Annotated in this window: 12 protein-coding genes and 1 pseudogene; 6 read left to right on the forward strand and 7 right to left on the reverse strand. The window is 48.1% G+C overall.

Translation table 11 applies throughout. The features are described 5' to 3' along the window. Nucleotides 1-187: 187 nt before the first annotated feature. Nucleotides 188-1,411, reverse strand: a complete 1,224-nt coding sequence (locus IQE94_RS17080; RefSeq protein ID WP_223342386.1) for an ABC transporter permease — start codon at nt 1,409-1,411, stop codon at nt 188-190. A 138-nt stretch (nt 1,412-1,549) separates the two neighbouring features. On the opposite strand from IQE94_RS17080, the gene recA reads away from it, so the two are divergent. Then, nucleotides 1,550-2,614: a recombinase RecA gene (recA, locus tag IQE94_RS17085; RefSeq protein ID WP_212719479.1), complete on the forward strand. Its 1,065-nt coding sequence runs from the start codon at nt 1,550-1,552 to the stop codon at nt 2,612-2,614. 19 nt (nt 2,615-2,633) lie between these two features. Here recA and IQE94_RS17090 read toward each other — a convergent pair whose 3' ends face one another. Both IQE94_RS17090 and IQE94_RS17095 read right to left on the reverse strand, forming a co-directional pair. Next, nucleotides 2,634-3,890: a cyclic nucleotide-binding domain-containing protein gene (locus tag IQE94_RS17090; protein ID WP_223342387.1), complete on the reverse strand. Its 1,257-nt coding sequence runs from the start codon at nt 3,888-3,890 to the stop codon at nt 2,634-2,636. Between the two features lie 108 nt (nt 3,891-3,998). After that, nucleotides 3,999-5,501, reverse strand: coding sequence for a family 10 glycosylhydrolase (locus IQE94_RS17095; RefSeq protein WP_223342388.1), 1,503 nt, complete (start codon nt 5,499-5,501; stop codon nt 3,999-4,001). 323 nt (nt 5,502-5,824) lie between these two features. Here IQE94_RS17095 and IQE94_RS17100 point away from each other — a divergent pair, with 323 nt between their 5' ends. Both IQE94_RS17100 and arcC read left to right on the forward strand, forming a co-directional pair. After that, entirely contained in the window at nt 5,825-7,198 is a 1,374-nt protein-coding gene (locus IQE94_RS17100) for a cyclic 2,3-diphosphoglycerate synthase (protein WP_223342389.1), read from the forward strand. Beyond that, nucleotides 7,185-8,138, forward strand: coding sequence for a carbamate kinase (gene arcC, locus IQE94_RS17105; RefSeq protein ID WP_223342390.1), 954 nt, complete (start codon nt 7,185-7,187; stop codon nt 8,136-8,138). Before IQE94_RS17100 ends, arcC begins: the two co-directional genes overlap by 14 nt. A gap of 294 nt (nt 8,139-8,432) precedes the next feature. Here the strand turns inward: arcC and IQE94_RS17110 are convergent. The 3 genes and pseudogenes from IQE94_RS17110 to IQE94_RS17120 all read right to left on the reverse strand — a co-directional run. Next, a pseudogene (locus IQE94_RS17110) lies at nt 8,433-9,299 on the reverse strand (ribonucleotide-diphosphate reductase subunit beta); the annotation flags it as partial. Nucleotides 9,300-9,490: 191 nt separating this feature from the next. After that, the gene (locus tag IQE94_RS17115) at nt 9,491-10,003 is read right to left on the reverse strand and encodes a hypothetical protein (protein WP_212719453.1); all 513 of its coding nucleotides are present in this window, start codon (nt 10,001-10,003) and stop codon (nt 9,491-9,493) included. 94 nt (nt 10,004-10,097) lie between these two features. Next, the gene (locus IQE94_RS17120) at nt 10,098-10,292 is read right to left on the reverse strand and encodes a ribonucleoside-diphosphate reductase (RefSeq protein WP_028947337.1); all 195 of its coding nucleotides are present in this window, start codon (nt 10,290-10,292) and stop codon (nt 10,098-10,100) included. Nucleotides 10,293-10,516: 224 nt separating this feature from the next. Here IQE94_RS17120 and IQE94_RS17125 point away from each other — a divergent pair, with 224 nt between their 5' ends. The 3 genes from IQE94_RS17125 to IQE94_RS17135 all read left to right on the forward strand — a co-directional run bounded on the left by IQE94_RS17125 (nt 10,517) and on the right by IQE94_RS17135 (nt 13,127). After that, nucleotides 10,517-11,332: an ABC transporter permease gene (locus IQE94_RS17125; RefSeq protein WP_212719451.1), complete on the forward strand. Its 816-nt coding sequence runs from the start codon at nt 10,517-10,519 to the stop codon at nt 11,330-11,332. A gap of 12 nt (nt 11,333-11,344) precedes the next feature. Then, nucleotides 11,345-12,109, forward strand: a complete 765-nt coding sequence (locus tag IQE94_RS17130) for an ABC transporter ATP-binding protein (protein WP_223342391.1) — start codon at nt 11,345-11,347, stop codon at nt 12,107-12,109. An 85-nt stretch (nt 12,110-12,194) separates the two neighbouring features. Beyond that, a complete protein-coding gene (locus tag IQE94_RS17135; RefSeq protein WP_223342392.1) occupies nt 12,195-13,127 on the forward strand; it encodes an NAD(P)-dependent oxidoreductase in 933 nt (310 codons plus the stop codon). A 182-nt stretch (nt 13,128-13,309) separates the two neighbouring features. Here IQE94_RS17135 and IQE94_RS17140 read toward each other — a convergent pair whose 3' ends face one another. After that, the gene (locus tag IQE94_RS17140; RefSeq protein ID WP_223342393.1) at nt 13,310-14,668 is read right to left on the reverse strand and encodes a cyclic GMP-AMP synthase DncV-like nucleotidyltransferase; all 1,359 of its coding nucleotides are present in this window, start codon (nt 14,666-14,668) and stop codon (nt 13,310-13,312) included. Nucleotide 14,669: the final 1 nt, after the last annotated feature.

Below are 14,669 nucleotides of genomic sequence, written 5' to 3' on the forward strand. Positions count from 1 at the left end.
CGGGTTTTGGCGGTAATCCAAGGTGTTGTTTTCCCACTGAGTAGGTAGGTGTAATTAAACTAAGCATAAGTTTTGCACTCTATCCCCCCAACCCCCCTTGATAAGGGGGGATTCCGTAGGACGGGGAGATTTTGTAAATATTTAGATTTAGCCTCACCTACTTAGTTCAATAACTAAATAGATTCTCCTAGGCATTACGCAAGGCCACAATGGGGTCTAATTTCGCCGCTTGACGGGCGGGGACAACGCCAAAAAAGAGACCAATGCTGCCGGAAATGGTCAGGGACACTACCACAGCGGTGGGGGAAATAATGGTGATTAGGGGGGAAAGGGCCCCAACGATCGCCACAATGGCCATGCCTAATACGACACCAATTACCCCGCCACTGGCGGAAACGATCACTGCTTCAATGAGAAACTGACTGAGAATGTCCTGTTCCCCGGCCCCGAGGGCTTTACGCAGGCCAATTTCCTGGGTGCGTTCTGTCACGGACACCAACATAATATTCATCACGCCAATGCCCCCCACAATCAGGGAAATACCGGCGATCGCCGCCAGGAGAATGGTCAATCCCCCGGTGATAGTGTTGACAATATCTAGCATTTGTTTAGCAGAACTAACGCCAAAGTCATCTTCTCCGTTTTGGATATTGTGGCGCAAACGTAGGAGGTTTTCCATTTGGAAAGTGGCCGCCCGCACGGAATCCCCATCCTGGGCTTTAACGTTGATCCAACTTAATTCGATACCGTAGGGGGAAGTCCGGCCCACCAGTTGGGCCACCATGGTATCCAGGGGAATGAAAATAAATTCATCTTGGTTACTACCCAAAGAAGAACCCTTGGTTTCCATGACGCCAATGACTTCAAAGGTAATATTGTTGATGCGAATATTCTGACCGAGGGGAGTTTGGGTTTGATAAAGGCGATCGGTAATTTCACTCCCCAGTACGGCCACCCGGCGATGGCGCTCCAGATCCAGAATATTGAGAAAGCGGCCCTGGGCCACGGAAAAATTACGGATAGCGGGATATTCAGGGGTAGTGCCCACCACCGTTGCATTAGTGTTCAAGCTCCGATGGGACACCAATAATCTGCGGTTAATTTCCGGGGCCACCCCGGCCACACTGGGTACTTGAGCGGCGATCGCCTCTGCGTCACTCAAAACCAAAGTTTTCGGTAAATTGAAACTAGCTCGACGGTTACGTTGGGAACCGGGCAATACAAACAACACATTGGGGCCCAAATCTTCCAACTGGGAAGTGGCCAACTCCTGGGCTCCCTGGCCAATGCCCAACATGGCCACCACGGACGCATTGCCAATGACAATGCCCAACATAGTCAAACTGCTACGAAGCTTATTGGCCAGCAACATGCTAGTGGCCATTTTGAGACTTTCCCGAAATTCAATCACCGTTACCTCGGTTCTAGGATCTTCAGCTAGTCTATTTTATCGATTCGCCCAATTTGACCGCCCCTAGGCCTAGGATTAAGTTAGAATTTTTTCCCGAGCATCTAAGATAGAATCTCCTTCTGTAATCCCCATACATCCATGGCTAGCACCAATATTTCCGACCGTGAAAAAGCCCTCAACGCCGCCCTAGCTCAGATTGAGCGGAGCTTCGGCAAGGGAGCCATTATGCGCTTGGGGGATGCCACCCAAATGCGGGTTGAAACCATTTCCACCGGCGCCCTAACTCTGGATTTGGCCCTGGGAGGGGGGTTGCCCAAGGGTAGGATTGTGGAAATTTACGGCCCGGAAAGTTCGGGAAAAACCACCTTGGCCCTCCATGCGGTGGCGGCCACCCAACAGGCAGGGGGAGTCGCGGCCTTTGTGGATGCAGAACATGCCCTTGACCCCGTTTATTCCAAAGCCTTGGGGGTGGACATTGATAACCTCTTAGTGGCCCAGCCCGATAACGGCGAGTCGGCCCTGGAAATTGTTGACCAGTTAGTGCGTTCCACTGCGGTGGATATCATTGTGGTGGATTCGGTGGCGGCCCTGGTACCCCGGGCGGAAATTGAAGGGGAAATGGGGGATACGTCGGTGGGTTCCCAAGCTCGCTTGATGAGTAAGGCCATGCGGAAAATTGCTGGTAACATCGGGCGATCGGGCTGTTTGGTGATTTTCCTCAACCAGTTAAGACAAAAAATTGGCGTCACCTACGGCAGTCCTGAAGTAACCACCGGAGGTAATGCGTTGAAATTCTACGCCTCCGTCCGTTTAGACATTCGCCGTATTCAAACCCTGAAAAAAGGCACCGAAGGGGAATACGGTATCCGGGCCAAGGTAAAAGTGGCCAAAAATAAGGTGGCTCCCCCCTTCCGCATTGCTGAATTTGACATTATCTTTGGCCAGGGCATTTCCCGCATGGGTTGCACCATTGACCTAGCGGAAAAATGTGATGTGATTACCCGCAAAGGGGCTTGGTATAGCTACAACGGCGAAAACATCGCCCAGGGTCGGGATAATGCCATCAAATATCTAGAGGAAAATCCGGAAATCGCCGCCACCATCGACCAACAGGTGCGGGAAAAATTGTCGTTGATCAATGCCGTTTTTCCGGTGGAAACGGAGGATGGGGCGGAAGAACACGGGGAAGAGGGGGATTTTTAGGGGAAAGAACCCAAGGAATCTATAGATGGGAAGCAGAAATCAGAAACCCTGCTAAAAACCCAATAATGGTGGCATAGGCCACGGAACTGCCCCCTAATTCGTAGGCTTCCGGCATCATGGTGCTGGCCAACATGGCTAAAATTCCCCCGCCGGCGATCGCCTGGGCCACGGCCACCAGTAATAGGGTGCCACTCTGGCCAATGGAGTAGCCCACGATGGCAATGAGACCACTGGCCACCACCGCCCCAAACCAGAGAGTTAAAATTCTGCGGTTGGAAATGCCGGCCTGCTTCATGCCAAAGGAACTGGAAAGGGCTTCGGGAAAATTAGAAATAAACACAGCAAACAAAAAAGCGCCCCCCCAGGGAGTGATATGGGTATTCATGCCGATCACCATGGATTCCGGAATGTTATCAAACAGTGTGCCCACCAAAATTGCCATGGGGGCAGAACTTTGGGCCAATTTGGCCAACACCTGGCGATCGCCTTCTGCCAATGGTTCCAACACCGAAACCGTATCTGTGGGAGGAACAATTTCTTCAAAGTCCGTGGCCAACTGCAAACGGCGGGCGAGCTTGCGACTCAGGGCCAGGGCCAGATGGGGAGACTGGCTGAGAATATGGGCAAAATTTTCCTTGTCCAACTGATACAGTTCCATGGGAGTGACGGCCACCACCGTGGCGGATCGGGGCTCCCCAGTGAGTAAAGACATTTCCCCAAAAATATCGCCGGATTTCAGTCGATTAACCCAGGTTGTCCCCTTATACACGTCCGCTTCACCGCCACCGATCAAATAAAAATAATCCCCCTGGTCTCCTTCTCGGCAGAGTGGTTCCCCCGGTGGGGCGTGGTGGGGAGTCAGTAGGGCCGCTAGCTGATGCTTTTCCTCCTCGGGCAAGGCGTTCATCACCTCACTATGGGCAAGGTGGTCCACCAGCTCATGGGATTCAATAATTTGGTGTTCTACCACATAGCGACGACTAACGGCGGGTTTGCGTAAAAATCCCCCATGTTCATCAATGTATTTACTTAAACTAATAAACAACACTCCCCCGAACAAAAAACCTCCCACCAAGACCACCACGTTGGCACTACGGTAAACAGAACTGGCAATTTCCAAGGCGATCGCCGCCATCAAAGTACCACTGCCAAAGGCCATCACCGCCGCTAGAAATTTTCGTCCCGGTTGCCAAGCCACAGCAATTAAAGCCCCCAAGGCCATGCTAGAAGCGCCCAAAATACCCTGAAAGAAAGCGGTCAAAGCAAGGTTTTCCACTGTTCTAAGCAAATTTATGGTTATCGGACTGAATCTTTCCCAGTTCCATTAACTGCTAGAGAGTGGGCTAGAGGCAAGGGCCATGGGGCATGGGCAACCAGGACAATGCTAATACCAATCTATGGGAATGGAGTCGTCCAAAACTGGTTCCGGTGCAAAACCCCCCGGTTCCTGGGGAACTGGGGTTGGTGGAGGTGGATTAGGAGTCACAGGGTTATTCGTCGGGGCTGGAGCGCCTGGCATTTGGACGGGGATGGGAATGCCCTGCAAAGGAGGGGCAGGGGTACCTTGGGAAGTGGGGGGCGGATTGCTGGGGGGAGCAGAAGGAACAGGGGTTGCCGGTGGGGGCGGGGCAATTCTAGCTAAACTGCGGGGGGCTGGGGAGGCAAATAGACGACGAAAGGACTGAATACGATAATCCTTTTCCTCTGGTGCAACGTCCCAGAGGGTTTGGTAATAGAAAAAAGAAGCCCCCATGCCCTGGGCCCGGGCCGCATAAACCTTGTCATTCACCAGGGGCATGGAAATTTGCTTAGTGGGCAATCCAGTGAGGATGCCGACCGCGGTGGGAATCAGGGTTTTAGCTTCGCGAAATTCGGGGCGTTGAATCGGTTCGGTGAAGTTGGGCAAGCTTGTGCGGTAAACCTGAACTATCACTTCGTCAACAATGCCTTTGCGGATCCAATCCAACCAATCCTGCAAAAAAGTGTTGTAAGCCAAGTTGTAAGTGGCGGGGGAAACGGATAGGAGAATGTTTGGTTTAGCGGCTTTTATGCGAGCATTTAACTGCACCATGAAGGCAGTAATTTTATCGGCTCGCCAGCGAATCCAGGCTGGATCTTTGGGGTTGCTTGGGGGCGCTTTTTTCATTTCCTGTTGGTATAAGGAAACGGTGTAATTATCATAGCCAAATTCGTTGGGCAGGGCGGTGTGATCGTCGAACTGAACTCCGTCCAAATCGTATTTATTGACCGCATCCATCACCAGTTGGGTAATAAAAGCCTGTACCTGGGGGTGAAAAGGATTCATCCACATCACTTCTCCGGCGGCGCTCACAGACGTTTTACTGCCATCTCGCTTTTGGGTAAACCACCAAGGATGGCGTTTGACCAGTTCCGACATCGGGGGAGCCTTAAAGCCAAATTCAAACCAGGGCAAAACCAACATATTGCGGCGGTGGGCTTTGGCGATGATATCTGCTAGCACGTCCTGACCTTGATCTCCCCTGGGGCTAAAGGGTTGCAATCCTTCCCTTTTGGCAAATTCGCTTTCGTAGAGCACATAGCCGGAGTTCCAGACTACGGGGTAGATGGTGTTGAAGTTTAAGTCCGCCAACAGGTTGATGGATTCCTGGGTGCGGCCCTCGTCTAAAAATCTAACAGTGTCGTTATTGGTGATCCATACCCCCCGGATTTCTGGAAAGACGTTTTGGGCTTGGAGTTGGCTAAACAGGGGAAAAGGGTGAACGATCGCCAAACTTACCAGCAGACCTAAAAGGAAATTGCGCCAAAATGGTTTCTTGTAATAGGGCAAAATCCCTTGAAAGATTGAGGCGATCGCCATGGTGCAATGGTGGGGGGAGTAAATTAAAAAAGGTTGAGTAAAAGACAAAGTTAGGGTTGTCTTAAATTTGCCCTATCCTAGCGGTTTTTCTTGGTCAAAATGGGCAATTTTAGAGCTGAACCAAGGTTGGGGAGAAGTTTCCTAGGCAAAGTATTGTAACAAGGGTTCTGGGGATAATCCCGTTGGTGTTTATCATAAAAGGTAGAAAAGCAACCGGGGATCAATGCAGAGCAGGGATAAAAACGCGGTAAAACTGCCCGGTTAATCATATTTTGAGCTGGTGTCTGAGCTCGATAAGTTCATCAATCAAACGGACGTTGCCTTGGTCGGAATGGTGACGGCGTAGTCCATTGTCCGGAGGAAAGGGGTTTATGGTTACAAATGGAATTACTGACAACCGTCGGCGAGTAGTGATTTTAGGGGCTGCAGGGCGGGATTTTCACAATTTCAATCAAGTTTATCGTGATAATTCCCAGTACGAAGTGGTGGCTTTCACTGCCACCCAGATTGTGGGCATTGCCGATCGCCGTTATCCGCCTGGTTTAGCGGGGGCACTGTATCCCCAGGGCATTCCCATTATTGAGGAAGAAGAGTTAGAACATTTTTGCCGGGAAAATCGAGTTGATCAGATAGTGTTTGCTTACAGCGATGTGTCCCACCAACAGGTAATGCATCTCGCCTCCCGGGCCTTGGCGATCGGAGCGGATTTTGTCCTCCTGGGGCCCGCTCAAACCATGATCAAAGCCACATTGCCGGTGATTGCGGTGTCGGCGGTGCGTACCGGCTGCGGCAAATCCCAGGTGAGTCGCTGGTTATCCCAACGTTTACGCCAACTGGGTTTAAGGGTCTGCGCCATTCGCCATCCCATGCCCTATGGAAATCTAGAAAAGCAGACGGTGCAAAGGTTTGCCACCCTAGAAGATTTAGACCGGGCAAACTGTACCGTGGAAGAAAGGGAAGAATACGAACCCCATATTTTGGCAGGCCATGTGGTCTATGCCGGGGTGGATTACGGTTTAATTGTCGAGAAAGCCTCCTTGGAAAGTGATGTCATTCTCTGGGACGGGGGCAACAACGATTTTCCCTTTGTGCAACCAGATTTACACATTGTGTTGGTGGACCCTCTCCGACCTGGGGATGAGAACCTATACCATCCAGGGGAAACGGCGCTCAGGATGGCAGATATTGTCCTAATTCCAAAAACCGATGTGGCCACGACAGCCCACATTGCCCAGGTGCGGGACTCCATCGCCCAGTTGAACCCCAGTGCCAAAATTATTCCAGGGCGATCGCCATTACGCCTAGAGCCTCCCTTGGATCTGCGGAGCAAACGGGTCATTGTCGTGGAAGACGGTCCCACTACCACCCACGGAGGCATGGGCTATGGTGCAGGCTACCAGGCAGTTAAGGACATTGAAAACATTGCAATAGTAGACCCCAGACCCTATGCTGTGCCGGAAATCGCGGCGGTTTACGCTAAATTTCCCCATTTGAGCCAAATTTTACCTGCTATGGGCTACTTTCCTGCCCAATTAAAAGCTTTGGCCGATACACTCAATGCTGCTACGGTGGATGTGGTGGTATCCGGCACTCCCAGTGATCTGGGTCGTTTAATTGCATTGAATAAACCATTGGTGAGGGTTTTCTACGATTATGCTGAGGCTGAAGAACCAGGTTTAGGTGAGGTTGTTGATACGTTTTTGGCCCATTGGGGGCTAGGGGGCAAAACCCATGAATTCTCCTAATAAACACTCCAACCCCAAACCTGTGATCATTGCCCTCGGGGGAAATGCCCTACTGCAAAGGAATCAACCCCCGGAAGTGGAAATTCAAAAGGCTAATATCCACATTGCCGCCCTGGCGATCGCCAAAGTGGTGCAAAAATATTCCGTAGTAGTCACCCATGGCAATGGCCCCCAGGTCGGTTTACTGGCCCTGCAAGGGGAATGTGAAAAATCCTGTAAGCCCTACCCCCTAGACGTTTTAGGGGCGGAAACCGAAGGCATGATCGGTTATCTATTGGAGCAGGAATTACGGAACCAGTTACCGAGTCGAGATGTGGTGACGTTATTGACCCAAATCACTGTTGATCCCCAGGATCCTGCTTTTCTTAAACCCACTAAGCCCATTGGCCCGGTTTATCCCCTGGAGCAAGCGCAACAGTTAGTGCAGGAAATGGGTTGGGCGATCGCCGCTGACGGCCAAGGTTATCGTCGGGTGGTGGCTTCTCCGGAACCACAACGGATCATCGAACTACCCACCATCCAATTGTTGGTCAACAGTGGTGCTCTGGTGGTCTGTGCCGGGGGCGGGGGCATTCCCATTGTGGTGGATGAAGCTGGGGGAATGCAGGGGGTAGAAGCTGTGATTGACAAAGACTTGGCCGCCGCTCTGTTGGCCAAAAATCTCCAAGCCCAAGGGTTACTACTCCTCACCGATACCGATGGCGTGTACAAAAACTGGGGTACTAACTACGCCCACCGTTTTGACCAAACTACTCCGAAAAATCTGCGCCGTTACCGTTTTGCGGAGGGTTCCATGGGGCCAAAGGTGGAAGCGGCCTGTCGCTTTGTGGAAAGCACTGGACAGTGGTGTGGCATTGGCAAACTCGACCAAGCCCTAGAAATTATTGATCTAAAAGCAGGGACAGTGGTGATGCCCCAGATTACCGAGGAAAAAAAATAGCAGTTTCCTAATACCAAATCTCAAAATAATAGATAAGTATTATCATGTCCTCCTGTCCATCGGCTTCCCCCCTTGAGAAGGGGGGCTAGAGGGGATATCTCTTAATTTGTCGCTAGAATTTAACGAATTGCTGACATCCTCCCGAGACTGATTGCAAGCAATACAGTGCGGATTTCCCAAATCAACCACCAAACTTATCAAGCAGGCTGTCGCTTACGTAAACTCTCTAGCAATATTTCAGGCATCTGTTTTGCCCCAAAAGTCGAAGCATTTGGGGAGACCACCAGAACCCAACTAGATTTCATCCCAACCAGCTACCCCAGAAGACATCACATAGCTAGTCACCGTTGCTTCAAAGAAATTCGCCTTAGTGTGGGCCTCTTTTTTCGTATCGGAAAAGCGTTCCAAGTGGGTGTAGGGACTTTTGCCATAGCGGGGTTCAGTGTAAAGAGGATCCAAACCGATCGCCCGTAGACGGCTGTTAGCCAGGTATTTGGTGTACTGTTCCGTACTAGATTCTGTAATGCCGAGGATATTATTGCCCACAATATGGTTAGTCCAACGACATTCAAACTCCACCGCCTTATCAAACATTTCATAAATTTGATCTGTGGAGTGGGTGAATACCTGCATCGCTTCGGGAATTAGCTTTTGGTAGAGACGCACGTGGCTCAACTCATCCCGGTTGATCATTTTAAAAATGTCGGCGGAACCGGGCATTAACATGCGGGAAGCCAGATTGTAAAAGTAAATGAAACCATTGTAGAAATATAATCCTTCCAACAAATAGTCCGCCATTAAGGCGACAAAATAATTTTCCTGGGTGGGATGATCGACATATTTTTGGTAGAGCATGGCGATGTACTCGCACCGTTCTTTTAACACCCGGTCTGTGCGCCAAAATTCGTACACTGTATCCCGCTTTTCTGTGGGAATAATCGTCTCGATCATGTACTGGTAGCTCTGGTTGTGCATGCCCTCCTGGGAAATTTGCTCCGCCATACAAAGGCTAATTTCTGGAGCGGTAACGCTACTTTTCAAATGGGGAATGTTACAAGTTTGGACAGAATCTAGAAAGGTCAAATAAGACAAAATCCCGTCGAAAGCATACCGTTCTTCGTTAGTTAAGTTCCAGTAATCTGTAACATCCTGGGTAATATCTAGTCTTTGAGGTCATTCCTGTTCAATTAGGGTCGCTACACCTAATCCGCTTTATTCAAGCTGCCCCATGTCGCCATAGGGATCGGACTATATCATCATCCTTATAATTAAGGAGTCCCCCGCTTCGACAGTCAATGGCTTACTGCCTACTCTACTTGGTCAAACAATTGATGTTTGCCTTTCGATAGTCTCTACACCTTCTGCTGTTTTTCCAGCAGCTTGGCACGGTATTGTCTGTGGTGCAAAATTCTATGAGAGTTGGAGCATAAAAGTACACACTTATCCAATTCTTTAAAAACTTTATCTTTCCTCAACATCAACATATCCGAAGGTGTATATTCCTTTTCAGATGGGTTAATGTGATGAAAGTCAAAGGCAGCAATTGTGTCTTCTGTCGCCTCAAAACCACACTCAGAACAAAATCCTCCTTTATAAAGACAAAATTCAAGTTTGCGCTGATTCTTGAATTGAGAGTCCCGATATTTTTGGGAATAGAGTCTGCTATATTCTGATCTTCTCTTTGCATTCCTTTGATTGTAAGCCTTAACCTTTGCTTTACCTTCTTCAGATTCGTAGTACGCTCGCTTGTATTCACAAGTACAAACTTTACATCTGGAAGTAAATCCGGTCTTTAGCCTAGCATCTCTATGAAACTCAAAGATTGGTTTGGTTTTGTGACACTTTGTACAGGTTTTGCTGTCCATTTGTCATCTTGTTTAATTTCTTTTGATGACAACAAGCATTTTTAGAAATGGAATGCAGAGTTTCACCGTTTTCAAGGGATTTAATCTGGACTACCTATTTAATCCAGAAGTTTTCACGCATTTGCTGATAAAGGCCAACGGCCCAGTTATAGCGCACGTCATTCAACTGCATTAAGTTGGTCGTGTTACCAAACCAAATAGTACGGTTCTCGACGGAATCGTTGCCGGTGGGATTGAAAATGGGGGTCACAGGCATGGGCGCTGTGGGATTAACGGTGCTGACAACCATGAAATTTGGGCAGGGAGATTTGTGAACTGGCCTATTCTAACCTCGCTAGCAGATTTTTTCGAGCGCTTGAATTAATGGTGGTTGCAAAAATCAGCACACTGTTTTCCCATTGGTTCAGAGAAGCCTGATTAGTTCACACGATCCAACTATCTCGACAAAGGCCACACAACTCTATACAATTCTTGTTTAGCTCGGCGCCGCCCCGCAATTTTTTAGAATTTTTTATGGCTCTTTCGCTACCGACAAGGGTGAACTGGTCCCCCATTCAGCGCTACTTGGAACTTTTACAGATATTAGTGGAGCGCAACCTGAAAGGCCGTTACCGGGGTTCCTTTTTAGGGGTTTACTGGTCTTTGCTAAACCCCCTAATTATGACGGGGATTTATGCGGCAATTTTCGGCGCGGCCTTTGCCTCCTTTTATGGTTCCGCCCTGAACTATGTCCTGGCGGCCTTTACGGGGCTGTTGGTGATTAACTTTTTTTCCGCTTCCACCAGTCAAGCTCTGTCCAGTGTGGTGGCCAGTGGGGGGCTAATGAACAAGATCAAACTGCCCATCAGCGTCTTTCCCCTGTCCATGATCATTGCCAACGTTTTCCAATTTGTGGTGGGACCACTCCCCCTATTGGCGATCGTCACCATTTATAAGTCTTGGGAATCTGGCTGGTGGTTTGTCAATGCCCTTTCTCTCTTTTTTCCCCTCTTGGCCCTGAGCCTAGTGTGCACTGGAGTGGGCTTTTTTGTCAGTGCCCTTTATGTATTTTTCCGAGATTTGCCCTACTTCTATGAGCTAGTTACCTTCATGCTCTGGATTGGCTCGCCTATTTTTTATCCATCGGAAATTGTGCCGGAACAAGTGCGTCGCTTTTTGGTCATCAACCCCCTGTTACCGATCATTGACAGTATTCGTCAAATTTCCCTGTCAGGGGATTTGCCTGAGTCTGGTTTGATCGTCCATGGACTATTAAATGGTTTAATCTTATTGGCCTTGGGTTGGTTATGCTTTCGCTCCTGGCAAAAGAATTTCATGGATCTGTTGTAAAGCTAATTTTAGATGTCTGAAGTTATTCGTCTTGATAAGGTTTCTTTGTACCGTCGAACCCAGGAGGAGTTTTCCTACGACCTGAAGCGCACCGTACTATCTTTTATTGAAGGTAAGTATCGTAAGCCTTCCCGTAAGCTGATCCTAGACAACATAGATTTTACGGTAGTGACGGGGGAAAAAATTGGCATCATCGGCTCCAATGGTTCGGGGAAGTCCACCCTGCTTAAGGTGATTTGCGGTATTTTGGAACCTTCTGCCGGCAGTTTACGGGTGAGGGGAGAAATTGCCCCCTTAATTGAGTTGGGAGCTGGTTTTGATCCGGATTTATGTGTGCGGGATAACATCATCCTCTACGGCGTCATGTTGGGATTTTCCCGCCAGGAAATGTTGGACAGGGTAGATTCCATCCTTGATTTTGCTGAGCTACAAACCCTGGGCGATATGCCAGTGAAGTCCCTTTCTTCAGGGATGTCGGCCCGGTTGGGCTTTGCCATTGCCACTGATGTGAAGCCGGATATTCTAATTTTGGATGAAGTTTTATCGGTGGGGGATGAGAGTTTTAAGCATAAGTCCCAGGCCCGCATGGATAAGCTCTGGGGGCACAACACCACTATTCTGGTGGTTTCCCATAGCCTAGGTTTTATCCAAGATGCCTGTCCTACTACCATCTGGCTGGACCGGGGGGTGGTGCGTTATATGGGCAAAACCTCCGAGGCGATCGGGCAATACCTGGAGGAGGTCAAACGCCACGATGCCCTCACCATTCCCCAATAATTCTGGCAAGTTGCCCTTTTTTTGCTTTACTGGGAACGGATATTTTTTGCTCAAAAATAGTTAAAGAGAACATGGAGGAGTGATTATGAAAATTTTGATTACCGGTGGCGGTGGCTACATTGGTTCTGTCCTAACCCCCACTTTGTTGGCGGTGGGTTATGAGGTAACGGTGATAGACAACTTCATGTTCCAGCAAAATAGCTTGGCGGAATGCTGTCAGTATGAAACTTTTAGCGTTATCCGGGGGGATTGCCGCAAGGAAGACCTGATTAAAGAACAACTAAAAACCGCCGATGTGATTATTCCTCTGGCGGCCCTAGTGGGAGCTCCCCTGTGCAGTCGGGATCAAATTGGGACTAAAACCACTAATCAGACGGCAGTGGAAATGATCTGTCAACTGGCCAGCCCCCAACAGCGGATTTTGATGCCAGTTACCAACAGTGGCTACGGCATTGGGGAAAAGGGTAAATTTTGTACCGAAGAAAGTCCCCTGCGACCCATTTCCCTCTATGGGGTGACAAAGGTGGAAGCGGAAAAAGCGGTGTTAGCCCGAGATAACAGTATGACTTTTCGCCTAGCGACGGTATTTGGTATGGCTCCCCGCATGCGGGTGGATTTGTTGGTTAATGATTTTGTGTACCGTGCTTTTTATGACCGAGCAGTGGTGATTTTTGAAGGCCATTTCAAACGCAATTATATTCATATCCGGGATGTGGCTAAGGTATTTCTCCATGGCTTGGAAAATTTTGAATCCATGAAGGGTAAGCCCTATAACGTTGGTTTGGAAGATGCCAATTTATCTAAACTGGAGCTTTGTGCAGAAATTCGCAAATATCTGCCTAATTTTGTTTATCTAGAAGCGCCCATCGGGGAGGATCCGGATAAGCGGGATTATATTGTTTCTAACCAAAGAATTTTGAGCACTGGCTTTACTCCTGACTGGTCTTTGGGACGGGGTATTCAAGAGTTAATTAAGGGTTACACCATCCTAAGGAATAGCGTTTATTCCAACGTGTAGAAAGTGTTTAAAAACCCCCCGGATCCCCCAAGTTGAGGGAATTTAGGGGGCAAATTACAATTCCACCGGCTGATTACCCTTGCTCATCACCCGCCCCAGATAACCTTTGCATCACAACTGATCACACTTCAGTGGTCGGCGTGCATGGGCGTTGCTAGGCTGCGATGAATTGTTTCAAACATCTACCACGCCTCGTCTTTTATGGCAACATCAATTCTTGCACGTGCAACACAAATACCATTTTTGACCACATAGCATTCTACATAGTGTGGGCCGTGGAAATCGCTAGTTTCCTCTTTCCTTTGCTTTCCCGTATCCTCAACAATTTTTCCCCGAATGCAATTTCTTCGAATTGCCTCATCACCTACGTTTCGGACTTTCCATTTTACAGTATATGGCTTGGGGACATTGCAATCAGATATAAAAAACTCTAGCTTCTTCTGAGTTGGCACAAGAAGGTTTCTTGCAATCAATTCATGCAACAACCTAGTTCTCCATCCATTCTGATGAACCCTGCAATTAATTCTTAAGTAGTACTGTAAATGAATAGGATATTGATCCTCAATAAATTCTTCAGTGTTGTCATATGAGCCAAGGCTTACACTACTGTCAACATAATCGCGATTGAAAACAGATTCACTAAAATAAATGTTTTTTGTTTGCTTAGCAACGCCGAGGGGAAATCTCTCTTTACCAAAGTGATATCGCCAACACTTGCTAGCATCCTCTTCATTTGTATCTTCATCCAAGGCTTCTTCTGCCGAAGCCACAAAATTACTCAGTTGACTCATGAAGTATGCTTTATTTGTTTTACTATAGTCTTCTAGTAAGTTTTCATGGGTAGGTGTTGTTGGACGATAACACGCAAAGTTTAAGTTCAAACTATATTTAATATTGCGTAGAGTTTGATAGAATGCCACATCATCTCTTTCATCATGTGCGATGTTATTCGCTGCTAAAATCGAAAAGATGAGACCGCTTGGCAACTCCCCTTTTCTGTAATCACTCCATGCCTTTAGATAGCGCACTATCCTTTTTAATTGACCATCTGAATCTGCCTTCTGATTAAACCAACGAATAAACTCTCTCGGATCGCTTGTTATCCATCCCTTTCCTTTATGCGCTAAGTACGGAGATGCGCCTTCAAGAATGTAGTAGACAGGAAGATCAAGGTGATATTTTTTAGTGTAGATTAGTCTTACGCATGTTTGCTTGTCAACAGGTTTTTCCGCAGTATGACCATCTACTGCTTCACATATCCATCGATGAAAAGTATGAACAGTTACTGATGGTTCTTTTTCTACTTGGAAATAGATCCCATCATCAATATCATACTCTCCATCAAGGGGTTCAATGATGGTATGCATCATAAATGAACCTTGCCCATGAAATTTTGGAGTAAGTCCGTTATTTTTGTTTTTGAAGTATGCTTTTATCTTGTTGCGGACAGCATCACGGGACTGGCGCAAAGATTTTTTGTGTTCCGAATCTAAAGCAATTGATTCGTTGAAATCTTGGAAAAGCTGATGACAGTTAGCCATA

This window comes from Synechocystis sp. PCC 7339, assembly GCF_019924095.1.
GTDB lineage: Bacteria > Cyanobacteriota > Cyanobacteriia > Cyanobacteriales > Microcystaceae > Synechocystis.